This is a genomic window from Mycobacteriales bacterium, from assembly GCA_036497565.1.
Lineage (GTDB): Bacteria > Actinomycetota > Actinomycetes > Mycobacteriales > QHCD01 > DASXJE01.
Genome location: DASXJE010000287.1, coordinates 1 through 14,434, shown reverse-complemented (window position 1 = coordinate 14,434; position 14,434 = coordinate 1). Strand labels below are relative to the sequence as shown.

Annotated in this window: 14 protein-coding genes; 11 read left to right on the top strand and 3 right to left on the bottom strand. The window is 70.8% G+C overall.

The window, feature by feature from the left end; all coding sequences use genetic code 11:
* The first annotated feature begins 134 nt into the window (after nucleotides 1–134).
* Genes VGH85_22175 through VGH85_22160 form a run of 4 tightly spaced genes read left to right on the top strand, consistent with a single transcriptional unit; the run spans nucleotide 135 to nucleotide 3,429 of the window.
* Nucleotides 135–845 (top strand): alpha/beta fold hydrolase, encoded by a 711-nt coding sequence (locus tag VGH85_22175; GenBank protein ID HEY2176526.1) that lies wholly within the window; start codon nucleotides 135–137, stop codon nucleotides 843–845.
* Entirely contained in the window at nucleotides 845–1,606 is a 762-nt protein-coding gene (locus VGH85_22170; protein ID HEY2176525.1) for a glucose 1-dehydrogenase, read from the top strand. The genes VGH85_22175 and VGH85_22170 overlap by 1 nt, the downstream gene beginning before the upstream one ends.
* 28 nt (nucleotides 1,607–1,634) lie before the next feature.
* Complete coding sequence (locus VGH85_22165) at nucleotides 1,635–2,444, top strand: alpha/beta hydrolase (GenBank protein HEY2176524.1); 810 nt, start codon at nucleotides 1,635–1,637, stop codon at nucleotides 2,442–2,444.
* A gap of 10 nt (nucleotides 2,445–2,454) precedes the next feature.
* Nucleotides 2,455–3,429, top strand: a complete 975-nt coding sequence (locus tag VGH85_22160; protein HEY2176523.1) for an aldo/keto reductase — start codon at nucleotides 2,455–2,457, stop codon at nucleotides 3,427–3,429.
* Nucleotides 3,430–3,437: 8 nt separating this feature from the next.
* Here the strand turns inward: VGH85_22160 and VGH85_22155 are convergent, their stop codons facing one another.
* Both VGH85_22155 and mce read right to left on the bottom strand, forming a co-directional pair.
* Nucleotides 3,438–4,349, bottom strand: coding sequence for a hypothetical protein (locus VGH85_22155; protein HEY2176522.1), 912 nt, complete (start codon nucleotides 4,347–4,349; stop codon nucleotides 3,438–3,440).
* A 430-nt stretch (nucleotides 4,350–4,779) separates the two neighbouring features.
* Nucleotides 4,780–5,193 carry a methylmalonyl-CoA epimerase gene (gene mce, locus VGH85_22150; protein HEY2176521.1) on the bottom strand — a complete coding sequence of 138 codons (414 nt, stop codon included), beginning with the start codon at nucleotides 5,191–5,193 and terminating at the stop codon, nucleotides 4,780–4,782.
* A 174-nt stretch (nucleotides 5,194–5,367) separates the two neighbouring features.
* On the opposite strand from mce, the gene VGH85_22145 reads away from it, so the two are divergent.
* From VGH85_22145 to VGH85_22115, 7 genes are all read left to right on the top strand, one after another.
* Nucleotides 5,368–6,558: an acetyl-CoA C-acetyltransferase gene (locus VGH85_22145; protein ID HEY2176520.1), complete on the top strand. Its 1,191-nt coding sequence runs from the start codon at nucleotides 5,368–5,370 to the stop codon at nucleotides 6,556–6,558.
* Nucleotides 6,555–7,529, top strand: coding sequence for a methylmalonyl Co-A mutase-associated GTPase MeaB (meaB, locus tag VGH85_22140; GenBank protein HEY2176519.1), 975 nt, complete (start codon nucleotides 6,555–6,557; stop codon nucleotides 7,527–7,529). The genes VGH85_22145 and meaB overlap by 4 nt, the downstream gene beginning before the upstream one ends.
* Before the next feature lie 53 nt (nucleotides 7,530–7,582).
* The gene (locus tag VGH85_22135) at nucleotides 7,583–8,836 is read left to right on the top strand and encodes a DUF4032 domain-containing protein (GenBank protein ID HEY2176518.1); all 1,254 of its coding nucleotides are present in this window, start codon (nucleotides 7,583–7,585) and stop codon (nucleotides 8,834–8,836) included.
* Complete coding sequence (locus VGH85_22130) at nucleotides 8,833–9,345, top strand: MarR family transcriptional regulator (protein ID HEY2176517.1); 513 nt, start codon at nucleotides 8,833–8,835, stop codon at nucleotides 9,343–9,345. The genes VGH85_22135 and VGH85_22130 overlap by 4 nt, the downstream gene beginning before the upstream one ends.
* 62 nt (nucleotides 9,346–9,407) lie before the next feature.
* A complete protein-coding gene (locus tag VGH85_22125) occupies nucleotides 9,408–11,081 on the top strand; it encodes a methylmalonyl-CoA mutase family protein (GenBank protein HEY2176516.1) in 1,674 nt (557 codons plus the stop codon).
* Nucleotides 11,002–12,798: an NAD-binding protein gene (locus tag VGH85_22120; protein HEY2176515.1), complete on the top strand. Its 1,797-nt coding sequence runs from the start codon at nucleotides 11,002–11,004 to the stop codon at nucleotides 12,796–12,798. The genes VGH85_22125 and VGH85_22120 overlap by 80 nt, the downstream gene beginning before the upstream one ends.
* 52 nt (nucleotides 12,799–12,850) lie before the next feature.
* Nucleotides 12,851–13,777: a tetratricopeptide repeat protein gene (locus VGH85_22115; protein ID HEY2176514.1), complete on the top strand. Its 927-nt coding sequence runs from the start codon at nucleotides 12,851–12,853 to the stop codon at nucleotides 13,775–13,777.
* Here VGH85_22115 and VGH85_22110 read toward each other — a convergent pair.
* Nucleotides 13,774–14,220, bottom strand: coding sequence for a MarR family transcriptional regulator (locus VGH85_22110; protein ID HEY2176513.1), 447 nt, complete (start codon nucleotides 14,218–14,220; stop codon nucleotides 13,774–13,776). The two genes, VGH85_22115 and VGH85_22110, sit on opposite strands and share 4 nt — an antisense overlap.
* Nucleotides 14,221–14,434: the final 214 nt, after the last annotated feature.

Below are 14,434 nucleotides of genomic sequence, written 5' to 3'. Positions count from 1 at the left end.
CACTGCCGGCCTCCCACACGTCGTGGCGTGGCGGGTCGGTGAGGAGGACAACCGCCGGCACTGGCACCGCCCCTGCTGGCAGGCGCGGTTACGCCGGAGCACTCGCGTCCAGCGAACGAGGAACGCGCCGCGCCATGGGTGAGATCCGCGCCAACACGGTGCTGCCGGCCCGGCGGACACCGGTGACGCTGCACACCGCCGACGGGCTCCGCCTGGTCGGAGAGCTCGCGCTTCCGGAGGAGCGCGATCCCGTCGCGACCCTCGTCATGCTGCACCCGCTGCCGACCCAGGGCGGGATGATGGACAGCCACCTGTTCCGCAAGGCCTCCTACCGGCTGCCGGCGCTGGCCGGCCTCGCCGTACTCCGCTTCAACACGCGCGGGACCGAGAGCGACCACGGTCGCAGCGCGGGGGAGTTCGACGGTGGAGACAGCGAGCGGTACGACGTCGCGGCGGCGCTCGATCTCGTCGACTACCACGACCTGCCCGCACCGTGGCTGGTCGGCTGGTCCTTCGGGACCGAGCTGGCGCTCCGGCACGGCTGCGACGCCGACGTCGTCGGGGCGATCCTGATCTCACCGCCGCTGCGCGCCGCGACCGACGCCGACCTCGACGCCTGGGCCGAGTCGAAGAAGCCGCTCGTCGCCATCGTGCCCGAGCTCGACGACTACCTGCGCCCAGACGCCGCCCGGGCCCGATTCGCGCGGGTGCCGCAGGCCGAGGTGGTCGCCGTACCGGGTGCCAAGCACCTGCTGGTCGGCTACACCGAGACCGTGCTCGACGAGATCGTCCGGCACATCGAGCCGGCAGCCTTCCCGCTGCCCCGGACCTGGCCGGAGACCTGATGCCGCTCTTCGAACTGTCGGACAAGACCGCGCTGGTGACCGGCGCGTCGCGGGGCATCGGCCGGATGATCGCCGTCGCGTTCGCCGAACGCGGCGCCGACCTCGTCCTGGTCAGCCGCAACGCCGACGCGCTCGCCGACGTCGCGGCCGAGGTCGAGCTGCTCGGTCGGACGGCTCTCGTGCTGCCCACCGACGTCACCCACCGCAGCGCGGTCGAGGAGACCGTGGCGACCGCCATCGACGGGCTCGGACAGATCGACATCGTCGTCAACAACGCGGGCGGCACGTCCTTCGCCGTCCCGTTCACCGAAATGCGCTTCTCCGGCTGGGAGAAGGTGATGCACCTCAACGTCGATGCGATGGTGCACGTGCTCCAGGCCGTGGGACCGCACATGATCGAGCGCGGATCGGGTTCGGTGATCAACGTCGCGAGCGTCGCCGCGCTCGGCGGCACGCCGACGCTCGCGCCCTACGCCGCGTCGAAAGCGGCTGCGGTGTCCCTGACCCGGACCCTCGCGCTGGAGTGGGCGGAGTCCGGCGTACGGGTCAACGCGCTCTGCCCGGGGTGGACGGCCACCGACCTCAACCGGGTGCTCTGGGAGGACCCGGACGCGTCCCGGTCGATGACCGACGAGATCCCGATGGGCCGGTGGGGGACGCCGGAGGAGATGGTGGGGCCGGCCGTGTTCCTCGCATCCGAGGCCTCCTCCTACATGACCGGTCACACCCTCGTGGTCGACGGTGGGCTCAGCGCGCGCTGAGCCGCGATGTGAGCGGTACGGTACGCAGATGCCTTCTGTGCACCTGCAACACCGCGACTCCGGCCGAGGTATGCCGATCGTCCTGCTCCACGCGTTCCCGCTGTCGAGCGCGATGTGGTTGGCGCAACGTGAAGCGCTGTCCGCGTCGTACCGGGTGATCACTCCCGACCTGCGGGGATTCGGGGGAACCCAGATCGGTCACGACGAGCCGTCGTTGGATCACGCCGCCGACGACGTCGCGACCTTGCTCGACGCCCTGGGTCTCGATCGTGTCGTGCTCGGCGGGCTGTCGATGGGCGGCTACGTCGCGATGGCCTTCCTCCGTCGGCACCCGCACCGCGTCTCGGCGCTGGTGCTGGCTGACACCAAGGCGACCGCCGATCCGCCTGCAGCGCAGGACAATCGGGAGCGGATCGCGGTCGAGGTCACCGGGGCGGCCGGGACGCAGATCCTGGTCGACGAGGTGCTTCCCGGCCTGGTCGGGCCGACGACCGTCGAGGAGCGGCCGCTGGTGCTCGGCCGGGTCCGTGGCCTGGTGCAGGCCGCCCCGACCATGGCGGTGGCGTGGGCGGAGCGGGCGATGGCTGCCCGTCCTGACTCCCTCGACGTACTGGCAGCGACCAATGTGCCGGCGCTCGTGATCGTCGGAGAAGAGGACAAGCTGTCCACAGTGGACGACGCCGACGCGATGGTCGAGGCGCTGCCCGACGCCCGCCTCGTCGTGATCCCCCGGGCGGGTCATCTCACCGCGGTCGAGGAGCCGGACGCCTTCACGGCTGCCGTCGAGTCCTTCCTCGCCGCAGTGCCTCGGCGCGCGGATGTTCCGGAGCCTTACTAGGCTCATACGCATGACAGACATGCGCTATCGCCCGCTCGGTGACTCGGGTCTCGTCGTATCGGTCGTAGGTCTGGGGTGCAACAACCTCGGCCGGGCCGGCACCCGGACCGCCGATCTCGACGGCAGTCGCGAGGTCGTCGACACCGCGATCGACGCCGGCATCACGCTTTTCGACGTCGCCGACATCTACGGTGCCGAGCCGGGACTGTCCGAAGACCTGCTCGGGCAGACCCTGGTCGGGCGGCGGGACGACGTACTCGTGGCGACGAAGTTCGGCATGGACATGGCCGGCGCCAACGGTCCCGACTGGGGCGCGCGCGGCTCGCGGCGTTACATCCGGCGGGCGGTCGAGGCGTCGCTGCGTCGGCTGCGTACCGACTACATCGATCTCTACCAGTACCACGCGCCGGACGGCATCACGCCGGTCGACGAGACGCTCGCCGCGCTCGGTGAGCTGGTCGACGAGGGCAAGGTGCGCTACATCGGCTCGTCCAACTTCGCCGCGTGGCAGGTGGTCGAGGCGGAGTTCGCCGCGCGGTCGGCGAGTGTCCCGCGCTTCATCAGTGCGCAGAACCACTACAGCCTGCTCGAGCGCGGACCGGCGACCGAGCTGGCCCCGGCCTGCAACGCGTACGGCGTCGGGCTGCTGCCGTTCTTCCCGCTCGCCAACGGCCTGCTCACGGGCAAATACCGCCGGGACGAGAAGCCCTCGGCGGGTACCCGCATCGGTGACAGCAAGCCGCAGTTGCACCAGGACGCCGACTGGGACCTGCTCGAGGCGTTGCAGCGTTACGCCGACGAGCGTGGCATCTCGATGCTCGACGTCGCGATCGGGGGGCTTGCCGCGCAGCCCGCTGTGACATCGGTGATCGCCGGCGCGACCAGCTCGGAGCAGGTGAAGGGCAACGCCGACGCCGGGCTGTGGGAGCCGTCGGCGGCCGACGTCGCCGCGCTCGACGGGGTGCTTGCCGCCGGTCGGGACTGAGCGGCGGGCTAGGTCGTACCGCTGTCGAGCCGCCCGGGGATGTCCGCGACCAGGCGCCCGATCGTGGCGAGTTGCTCGAGGACGTGGGACCGCGCGGTGTCGAGCTCCTCGACCTGCCGGCGCGCCTCCGCCACCAGTTGATCGGCCTGCTCCTGGGCCTCGGCGACGCGGCGCGCCGCCTCCGCGAGGGAATTGGCTCGACGTTCCCGGTCGGCCCGGCTCTCTTCGGTACGGCGGGACCGTAGGGCGATCTCGAAGTCGGCGCCGGCCTGGTCGCGTTCGGTCTGTGCGATGTTGACCAGCCGCCGGGCGAGAGTCTCCGCCTCGCTCGTCACCTGCTGGGCGTGCGCGTCGGCTTCTCCCCGGACCCGGGCGGCGTAGTCGTCGCTCTCGCCCCGTACCCGTTGCGCGTGCTCCTCGGCCTCGCCACGGGTGCGGGCGGAGTAGCCGTCCGCCTCGTGGCGACTCGCCTCGGCGCGCTGCTCGGCCTCGGTGATCAGGGCCGCGGCGTCCCGATCGGTGGCCGCCCGGATTGTGCCGATCTCTCCCTCGAGACGGGCCAGTTCTGCGCGCTGCGTCGCGGTGTCCTCGACCGCTTTCTGCCGGATGGCGTTGCCCTCGGCCTCGGCGAGCCGCAGCATTCCGGCGATCCGCTCGCCCATGTTCTCGAAGGTCGGCAGGCCGGTCTGCTCGAGCCGGGCCCGCAGCGACTCGATCTCGCCGTGTGCGGTGCCGAGCTGACTGGCCAGATCGGCGGACCGGGCGGCGGCGGCGTCCCGGTCGCCCGCGGCGATCCGCAGTGCCGCCTCCAGCCGCTCCACGTGCTCCTCGACCTGTCCCCGGTCGTATCCGCGCAGGACGACGTCGAAGCTGTCACCGGGACCCGAGAGGGGGATCAGCTCGGTGTGGTCCGAATCCATCCGTCCATCGTCGCACGCGCAGCCGCACCCGCGGCGACGCTCCCGCGACCCTTTTGCCTCGCCCGGCGCCCGCCTTGCATTCGGCGTGAACGTCACGTTCAAGCCATCTAGCGGCATCGACGTCACGTTGGTGCCGAACGGGGGCGGGCCGGGGCGGGTCGAGTCCGCGACGGCTCCCCGTTCCGCTTGAACGTCACGTTCAAGCGGTCTAGCCGCATCAACGTCACGTTGAGGCGGAATCGAGGGCGACGTCGGCGTACGTCGGGGGCGTCCGGCGACATCGTGCGTCCTACTGGCCTATCTGCCCTTCGATGCGAGTACGGCGCAGATGTCGACCCGGGTACGCGGCCGCCGCCCTCCGTTCCGCTTGAACGTCACGTTCAAGCGGTCTAGCCGCATCAACGTCACGTTGACGCGGGATAGGAAGCGGTCAGGGGGCCGGTTCGACCAGTTCGACCAGGACGCCGCCGGCGTCCGCGGGGTGGATGAAGTTGATCCGGGAGCCGGCGGTGCCGCGCCGCGGCTCGTCGTAGAGCAGCCGCAGGCCGCGCCCCCGCAGGGTCGCGCAGACGTCGTCGACCGACTCGACGGTGTACGCGAGTTGCTGGATCCCCGGACCGCTGCGGTCGAGGAACCTCGCGATCGCCGAGTCCGGGCGCAGCGGCGCGAGCAGCTGCAGCCGGGTGCCGTCCGGGTCGCCGACCGCCAGCATCGCCTCGCGTACGCCCTGCTCCTCGTTGCACTCCTCGTGTACGACGTGCAGGTCGAAGGTGCGGGCGTAGAACTCCTTGGCCTCGTCGAGATCGGCGACCGCGATCCCGACGTGGTCGATCCGGCTGAACATCCGCCCCCTCCTCACCCGTGATCAAGAGGGGATACCGGCACGAAACGCCGTACGAAACCCCTCTTGATCACGGGTGAGGGTACGCCGGTGGGGAGGGGTCACCGGACGTCCGCCGGTATCCTGGCGGGCACCGCACCCGGCGGCCCAGACCGGCGCGGCATCGTGGGAGGCACCATGACCGGCTCGGTGATCGCCAGTGGCGCCCGGACCCCGATCGGCCGGCTGCTCGGCTCGCTCAAAGGCTTCACCGGCGCGCAGCTCGGCGGGCTGGCGATCGAGGCGGCGCTCGGCCGCGCCGGGATCTCCGGCGACCAGGTGCAGTACGTGATCATGGGCCAGGTCCTGCAGGCCGGCGCCGGCCAGATCCCGTCCCGGCAGGCCGCGGTCGCCGGAGGCATCCCGATGACGGTGCCGTCGATCACGATCAATAAGGTCTGCCTGTCCGGACTCGACGCGATCGCGCTGGCCGACCAGCTGATCCGGGCCGGTGAGTTCGACATCGTCGTCGCCGGCGGGATGGAGTCGATGACCGGGGCGCCGCACCTGCTTCCCGGGTCCCGCGCGGGCTACCGCTACGGCTCGATCGAGGTCCTCGACGCGATGGCGCACGACGGCCTGACCGACCCGTTCGACCACGTCGCGATGGGCGAGTCGACCGAGCGCTACAACGCCCGGCTCGACATCTCCCGCGGCGAGCAGGACGAGTTTGCCGCGAAGTCGCACCAGCGGGCCGCGCTCGCCCAGAAGGACGGCCTGTTCGACGAGGAGATCGTCGCGGTGCAGGTCCCGCAGCGCCGCGGCGACCCGATCGAGTTCGCCGCCGACGAGGGCATCCGGGCCGACACCACCGCCGAGTCGCTGGGCCGGCTCCGCCCGGCCTTCGCGCAGGACGGCACCATCACCGCCGGGTCGTCGTCGCAGATCTCCGACGGCGCCTGCGTGGTCGTCGTCATGTCGGCCGCGAAGGCGGCCGAGCTCGGCATCACCCCCCTCGCCGAGATCGGCGCCCACGGCAATGTCGCCGGTCCCGACAACTCGCTGCAGTCGCAGCCGGCCAACGCCATCCGCCAGGCACTGCGCAAGCAGGGCCTCGACGTCGATGCGCTGGACCTCGTCGAGATCAACGAAGCCTTCGCGTCGGTGGCGATCCAGTCGATGCGCGAACTGGGTCTCGGCCCGGACCGGGTCAACGTCAACGGCGGGGCGATCGCGCTCGGCCATCCGATCGGCATGAGCGGGGCGCGGCTCGCGCTGCACCTCGCGCTGGAGCTCCGGCGCCGCGGCGGCGGCACCGGCGCCGCCGGGCTGTGCGGCGGCGGTGGGCAGGGCGACGCGCTGATCCTCACCGTTCCGCCGGCCAGGTGAGCGCGGCGAGCTCCCGCCACGACGTCGCGGACCTGGTGTCCCGGGCCCGCGACGGCGACCCGCGGGCGGTGGCCCGGCTGATCAGCCTGGTCGAGGACGCCAGCCCGGCGCTGCGCGAGGTCGCCGAGGCGCTCACGCCGTACGCCGGCCACGCCCAGATCATCGGACTGACCGGGTCCCCGGGCGTGGGCAAGTCGACCTGCACCTCGGCGCTGGTGCGCGCGCTGCGGCGCGCCGACCGCCGGGTCGGGGTGCTCGCCGTCGACCCCTCGTCGCCGTTCTCCGGCGGCGCGCTGCTCGGCGACCGGGTGCGGATGCAGGACCATGCCACGGACGACGGGGTCTACATCCGGTCGATGGCCTCCCGCGGTCATCTCGGCGGGCTGTCCTGGGCGACGCCGCAGGCATTGCGGGTGCTCGACGCCGCCGGCTGCGACGTGGTCCTGATCGAGACCGTCGGGGTCGGGCAGGCCGAGGTCGAGGTGGCCTCCGCCGCCGACACCACCCTGGTGCTGGTCGCCCCCGGGATGGGCGACGGCATCCAGGCCGCGAAGGCCGGAATCCTGGAGATCGCCGACGTCTTCGTGGTCAACAAGGCCGACCGCGACGGCGCCGACCAGACGGTCAAGGACCTGCGGTCCATGCTCTCGCTGGGCGGCCGGCATTCCGAGGCCGACGCGTGGCGGCCACCGATCGTCAAGACGGTCGCGGTCAAGGGCGAGGGGACCGACGACGTACTCGCCGCGATCGACCGGCATCGCGAGTGGATGGCTGAGTCGGGGGAGGGCGAGCGCCGCCGCCGGGAGCGGGCCGCGCGTGAGGTCGAGGCGATCGCGATCGTCGCCCTCCGGGACCAGATCGGCGACGTGCACGGGTCGACCGCGTTGCCCGCGCTGGCCGAGCGGGTCGTCGCCGGGAAGATCGATCCGTACAGCGCCGCGGACGAGCTGGTGGCCGCCGTCACCGGCTGATCCGGCCGACCGCCGGTGGTCCGGTCGCCCGCGGAGTCGGGAATGATGGGCCGATGCGGTTCGTCTTCAGCCCTCCCGCAGAGAGCGCGACCGGTCTTCTCACCCTGCCGTGGCAGGAACCGCTGTCCGACTGGTCCGACGACCGCATGGCCGAGATGCGCCAGCGGGGGATCTCCCGGCACGTGGTGCGCTTCGTCGCGGAGGGCGCCGACGTCTACGCGCTGAAGGAGATCAACGAGGATCTGGCCAGGCGCGAGTACCGGCTGCTCCGCGAGGTGGCGGAGATGGGGCTGCCGGCCGTCGAGGTGCTCGGCGTCGTCGTCGACCGCGGTGAGGACCTCGACGCCATCCTGGTCACCCGCTTCCTCGAATATTCGGTCTCCTACCGGTCGCTGTTCTCCACCCCCCGCGGCGGTGCCCCGGCGGAGAAGCTGCTCGACGCGATGGTCGAGCTGATCGTGCGGCTGCACCTGGCCGGCTTCTTCTGGGGCGACTGCTCGCTGTCCAACACGTTGTTCCGGCTCGACGCCGGTGCGCTCGCGGCCTACCTCGTCGACACCGAGACCTCCGAACTGCACGCCTCGCTGTCGGAAGGGCAGCGCTACTACGACCTCGAACTCGCCCGAGAACGGGTCGGCGGGGAGATGCTCGACCTGGAGGCGGGGGAGGTGCTGCCGCCCGACGTCGATGCGGTCGAGTTCGCCGACGAGCTGGTCGAACGCTACGAACGGCTCTGGGACGAGCTCACCCGCGAGGAGGTGCTGCGGCCCGAGGAGCAGCGCTACCGGATCGGCGAGCGGATCAGGCGCCTCAACGAGCTCGGCTTCGATGTCGATGAGCTGGAGCTGATCGCCACCGGCGACGGCAGCAGGCTGAAGATGCGTACCCGGGTGGCCGAGCCGGGGCACTTCCGCAAGAAGCTGTTCGCGCGTACCGGGCTCGACGTGCAGGAAAACCAGGCCCGTCGGCTGTGGGGCGACCTGGCGAGCTTCCGGGCCTACCTCGAGCAGAAGGAAGGCCGCCCGGTCGCGGAGGCGGTCGCCGCCAACCGCTGGCTCACCGAGGTCTACGACCCCATCATCGCCGCGATACCGCCCCGGTTGCGCGGCCGGCTCGACCCGGCCGAGATCTTCCACGAGATCCTCGAACACCGGTGGTTCCTGTCCGAGGCGGCCGGGCGGGATGTCGGTACGACGGCGGCGGCGCGGTCGTACTTCTCGAGCGTGCTGCCGGGGGTCCCGGAGCATCTCACCTCGGGCGACATGGTCACCGCCCGACTGCTGCCCGACCCGGCGGCGCCGGCATGACCCGGCCGCTCAACCTGCCCTTCGACCCGATCGCCCGCGCCGGCGAGATCTGGGAGGACACCTTCGGCCCGGCGTCGGCGATGCGCGTCGCGACGTCGGTGATGCGGGTGCAGCAGATCCTGCTGGCACGCTACGACGAGATCTTGCGGCCGCAGCACCTGACCTTCGCTCGCTACGAGGCCCTGGTGCTGCTGCGGTTCAGCCGCACCGGCGCGCTCCCGCTCAACGTCATCGGCAGCCGGTTGATGGTCCATCCGACCAGCGTCACCAACACCATCGACCGGCTCGCCCGCTCGGGGTTCGTGGTGCGCCTGCCCAACCCGCGCGACGGGCGAGGGGTCCTGGCCGAGATCACTCCCGCCGGCCGGCGCGCGGTCGAGGAGGCGACGACCACACTGCAGGCCGCCGACTTCGGCCTCGGCGCATTGTCCGAACAGACCCGGGAGAGCCTCTTCTCCGCGTTGCGGACCGTGCGTGCCGAGGCCGGCGACTTCGAGGCCCCGCCGTGACTGGCCAGACTTACTAGGACGTCCTACTATCTGGGTTAGGGGCCCCACCACCGGGAGGGATCGTGGACGCTGCTGAGATCGCCGCCGGCCGTCGACGCTGGCAGGAGCGCTACGACGCCGCGCGGGTGCGCGACGCCGACTTCACCACGTTGTCCGGGGTGGAGGTCGACCCGGTCTACGGCCCGCGCGAGGGGGAGAGCAGGGACGGGTTCGAGCGGATCGGCTGGCCCGGGGAGTTCCCCTTCACCCGCGGCCTCTATCCGACCGGATACCGCGGCCGTGCCTGGACGATCCGGCAGTTTGCCGGCTTCGGCAACGCCGCACAGACCAACGAGCGCTACAAGATGATCCTCGCCGCAGGTGGCGGCGGGCTCTCCGTCGCCTTCGACATGCCGACCCTCATGGGCCGCGACTCCGACGACCCCCGCGCGCTCGGCGAGGTGGGCCACTGCGGCGTCGCCATCGACTCCGCCGCCGACATGGAGCAGCTCTTCGACGGCATCCCGCTCGCCGACGTGACGACCTCGATGACGATCAGCGGGCCCGCCGTTCCGGTCTTCTGCATGTATCTCGTCGCCGCGGAGCGGCAAGGGGCCGATCTGTCCACATTGGACGGCACGCTGCAGACCGACATCTTCAAGGAGTACATCGCCCAGAAGGAGTGGCTCTTCCCGCCGGAGCCGCATCTGCGCCTGATCGGCGACCTGATGGAGTACTGCGCGACCACCATCCCGGCGTACAAGCCGCTCAGCGTGTCGGGGTACCACATCCGTGAGGCCGGCTCGACGGCCGCGCAGGAGCTCGCCTACACGCTCGCCGACGGGTTCGGGTATGTCGAGCTCGGGCTGTCCCGCGGTCTTGACGTCGACGTGTTCGCCCCCGGCCTGTCGTTCTTCTTCGACAGCCACCTGGACTTCTTCGAGGAGATCGCGAAGTTCCGCGCGGCCCGCCGGATCTGGGCCCGCTGGCTGCGCGACGTGTACGGCGCCCGCACCGAGAAGGCCCAGTGGCTGCGGTTCCACACCCAGACCGCGGGCGTCTCACTGACCGCGCAGCAGCCTTACAACAACGTCGTACGCACGGCTGTCGAGGCGCTGGCCGCCATCCTCGGTGGGACGAACTCGCTGCACACCAACGCGCTCGACGAGACGCTGGCGCTGCCGTCGGAGGAGTCGGCCGAGATCGCGCTGCGCACCCAGTCGGTGCTGATGGAGGAGGTCGGGGTCACCAACGTCGCCGACCCGCTCGGCGGCTCCTGGTACGTCGAGGCGCTGACCGATCAGATCGAGGCCGAGGCCGAGCAGATCTTCGCGCGGATCAAGGAGATGAGCCCGCACGGGACCATGACCGCCGGCATCCTGCGGGGGATCGAGGACGGCTGGTTCATGGCCGAGATCGCCGACGCCGCGTTCGAGTACCAGCAGAAGCTCGAGAAGGGCGAGAAGAAGATCGTCGGCGTGAACACGCTGACCGACACCGTGTCCGGCGAGCTGGAGATCCTGCGGGTCTCGCACGAGGTCGAGGTCGAGCAGTGCCGGGTGCTCGCGGAGCGCAAGGCACACCGTGACGAGGACCTGGTACGGCGTACGCTGTCGGCTCTGGTCGAGGCGGCCAGGGGCACTGGCAACCTGATCGAGCCCATGCTGGAGGCTGTGCGTGCGGAGGCCACGATGGGGGAAATCTGTCACGTTCTTCGGGAAGAGTGGGGAGAGTACCGAGAGCCCGCTCGATTCTGAGGAGCAGGCACAGCCAGAACAGTCCAGCACGGCAGCAGCCGTCGGCCCGCCTGACGGGCGCCCCGTGCTGGTCTGCGGCTCGGATCGCACGATGCTCCGGGTGGTCACCGAACTGGTGGGCTCGGGCGAGCGGGTGACCGCGATCGTCAACCCCGCCTCCCGTCACTACGAGCGGATCGGCGAGCTGGGTCCGACCATGGTGCGTGCCCCGGTGATCAGCGAGTCGTTGCTGCGGCGGGCCGGGATCGACGCCAAGGACGGGACGCCGTCGACCGCGCGCGCCCTGGTTCTGCTGGACACCGATGACGTCCACAACGTGCACACCGCCCTGACCGCGCGGGACATGGACCCGCAGCTACGGATCATCGTCCAGATGGTCAACCCGCGGCTGGGCAAGCAGATGAACAGCCTGCTCGGCGACTGCGTGGTGATCAACGGGCCGTCGCTCGCGGCCCCGGCGTTCGTCTCGGACGCGCTGGAGGACGACGAGCTGACCTGGCTCGATCTCGGCGGTCGCCGGCTGGTGGCCGGTCAGGCCGACCTGATCCGGGAGCCGCACCTGACTGTGCTCGCGGACACGACGTCGTCGGCGACGCCTGTGCTGCTGCCGAAGGACAGCGCTGACCCCGAGGGGGACATCGTCCTCGGCAACGGCGTACGCGCGGTCTTCCGCAGTCGCGACGTCCGTCCGGCCGGTTGGTTGATGGCGGTCCGCGACGTCCTCGATACCCGGGTCCGGAAGATCGCCGCGGTGATGGCGTTCCTGATCGCGGCCGGGACCGGGGTCATTCATTTCTTCGGTGGGATCGAGTGGTGGCGGGCGCTGTACCTTGCCGCCGGCGTGGTGACCTCGGCGGGGATCGACGACGACCGGTTCAACAACGCGCAGCCGTGGGTGAAGGTCAGCGCAGTGCTGGTCCAGCTGACCGGGATCGTGCTGATGGCGTTGCTGACCGCGGTCGTGGTCGACTCGCTGATCGGTGCGCGACTGTCGCGAATCATCGGCGGTGTCCGCGGCCGGCCACGCAACCACGTGGTGGTGTGCGGCCTCGGTACGGTCGGCTCCCGGGTGCTGGAGATTCTGACCGAGCGGGGAGTCGCGGTGGTCGGGGTCGACCAGGACGACGATGCGCCCGGCATCCAGACCGCGCACCGATTGCGGATCCCGGTGGTGGTCGGGGACAGCAGCAACGAGGAGACGCTGCGGTCGGCCGGCGTCCAGCGGTGCCAGTCGGTGCTCGCGATCACCGACGGCGACATCACCAACCTGGAGTGCGCGATCATGGCCCGGGACCTGAACCCGGACGCCCGGATCACGATGCGGATGTTCGACCACGACCTGGCGCAGCGGGTCGAGCGCCGGCTCGGGCTCGGCCACAGCCGGTCGGTGTCGATGCTGGTCGCGCCGGAGATCGCCGCCGCGGTGGCGAACCGGCGCAGCCAGGTGACCGTTCTGGCCGGCCGCCGCGTACTCCTGCTGACCGAGGTGACCGTCGAGTCCGGGGCGGCCGCGGTCGGTCGGCAGCTCGGTAAGCTGAACGAGCCCGGCGGCTTGCGGGTGCTCGCGCGGCAGGACCTCGGGGGAGCCTGGAACTGGTCCCCGTCGCCGGAGCGCGAGATCCGGCCGGGGGACCGGATCGCGGTCGCGGGGACCCGCAGCGGCCTGGCGAGACTGTTGATGGCGACCCGGGGGCAGCAGAGTTCGGCCGCGTCGTAGAGGATGGACTTGTGAACGTAGTAGGTACTGCGCACGGAATGCGAGGACAGTGGTGAGCCAGTCCAACTTCTCCCGTCCCGGGGCGATCGATCTGTCGGCCCTGCGCAAGCCGGCCGGCGCCCCTGGAACGCCATCCGCTGAAGGCGGCGCCGCCGGCGGGCTCTATGTGCTGAACGTCAGCGAGGCGAACTTCCAGGCCGACGTGATCGATCGCTCCCTCCAGGCGCCGGTGGTGGTCGAGCTGTGGTCGCCGCGGTCGCAGGGCTCGAACGCTCTCGGTGCGGTGCTGGTCCAGCTGTCGACCGAGTACGCCGGGAAGTTCCTGCTGGCCCGGGTCGACGTCGACGCGAACCCGCAGGTGGCCCAGGCGTTCGGCGTACAGGGGGTGCCCGTGGTGATCGCGATCCTGCGCGGTCAACCGGTGCCGTTGTTCCAGGGCGTCCTCGGTGAGCCGGAGGTCCGGCAGTACCTCGACCAGCTGCTGACCGTGGCGGTGGCGAACGGCATCACTGGGCGCGCTGAGCCGGTCGGCTCCGCTGCTGACGCTGACGCCGAGGAGGAAGAGGCGCCGAACCCGCGGTACGAGACGGCCGAGAACGCAGTCGCTGCAGGTGACCTGGACGGCGCGATTGCGGCGTACGAGGAGCTGCTCAAGGAGACTCCGGCCGACGCCGAGGCGAAGTCCGGGCTGGCCCGGGTGCAGCTGGTGAAGCGCACCCAGGACGTGCCGGCCGATGTACGGACGCGTGCGGCCGACAACCCGACGGACGTCGAGGCGCAGTTGCTGGTCGCCGATGTCGACCTGATGGGTGGGCACGTCGACGATGCGTTCGCGCGGCTGATCAGCACGGTCCAGGCGACCGCGGGCGACGAGCGGAACACGGTCCGGCTGCACCTGCTGGAGCTTTTCGAGGTGGTCGGCGCTGACGACGAGCGCGTGATCAAGGCCCGTCGCCGGCTGATGTCTGCGCTCTTCTAACTTTTGAGGATCGGGTCTGTCGTCAGGCTCTCGGAGACTCGGGCGAGGAGGGCGCGGAGCGTTTCCGCCTCCTCCGCGCTGAACGCGGCCGCCAGCCGGCGCTCGACGGCGGCGGCCCGCTTGTCCGCCTGATCGAGGGCCTTGCGACCCGCCGCGGTCGGGCGGGTCTCGATCACGTGCCTGTGCAGTGGATGCGGCGTGCGCTCGATCAGGCCGGCCGACTCCAGATTGCGCAGGATCGTCGTCATCGTCTGTGGCGTGACCAGACAGCGACGGGCCAGCTCGGCGGCCGAGATCCCCGGCTGTTCGTCCAGTACGAACAGGGCGGCGTACTGCGGCACCGTGAGCCCGGCCGGCTTCACCGCGGCCGACTTCGCCGCCTGGAGCTCCTGCTCGACCCGCTTGAGGTGACTACCGAGCCGTTCGTCGAAGGACATCCGCATAAGGACCATCGTACGAACGGCGTCGATGATATATGCATTGACGACTATCAGAACTCTGATTAATCTCTGTGCTCGTACACTTCGAGAGAGGGGCTCTTCATGAGGTTTCGTGTGCTGGCCGCGGCGCTGGTCGTTCTGGCGGCGTCGTCGGCCTCGCTGCCGGTCACGGCGGCTGTGTCTCCTGCTGTTCACCCTGCCGATCGCGATGCTGTTT

Bases quoted from the DNA above. Each gene is read 5' to 3' on its own strand.
- VGH85_22175 (HEY2176526.1), top strand. From the start codon at position 135: ATGGGTGAGATCCGCGCCAACACGGTGCTGCCGGCCCGGCGGACACCG.
- VGH85_22130 (HEY2176517.1), top strand. From the start codon at position 8,833: ATGACCCGGCCGCTCAACCTGCCCTTCGACCCGATCGCCCGCGCCGGC.
- VGH85_22165 (HEY2176524.1), top strand. From the start codon at position 1,635: ATGCCTTCTGTGCACCTGCAACACCGCGACTCCGGCCGAGGTATGCCG.
- VGH85_22110 (HEY2176513.1), bottom strand. From the start codon at position 14,220: ATGCGGATGTCCTTCGACGAACGGCTCGGTAGTCACCTCAAGCGGGTC.
- mce (HEY2176521.1), bottom strand. From the start codon at position 5,193: ATGTTCAGCCGGATCGACCACGTCGGGATCGCGGTCGCCGATCTCGAC.
- VGH85_22160 (HEY2176523.1), top strand. From the start codon at position 2,455: ATGACAGACATGCGCTATCGCCCGCTCGGTGACTCGGGTCTCGTCGTA.
- VGH85_22135 (HEY2176518.1), top strand. From the start codon at position 7,583: ATGCGGTTCGTCTTCAGCCCTCCCGCAGAGAGCGCGACCGGTCTTCTC.
- VGH85_22155 (HEY2176522.1), bottom strand. From the start codon at position 4,349: ATGGATTCGGACCACACCGAGCTGATCCCCCTCTCGGGTCCCGGTGAC.
- VGH85_22170 (HEY2176525.1), top strand. From the start codon at position 845: ATGCCGCTCTTCGAACTGTCGGACAAGACCGCGCTGGTGACCGGCGCG.
- VGH85_22145 (HEY2176520.1), top strand. From the start codon at position 5,368: ATGACCGGCTCGGTGATCGCCAGTGGCGCCCGGACCCCGATCGGCCGG.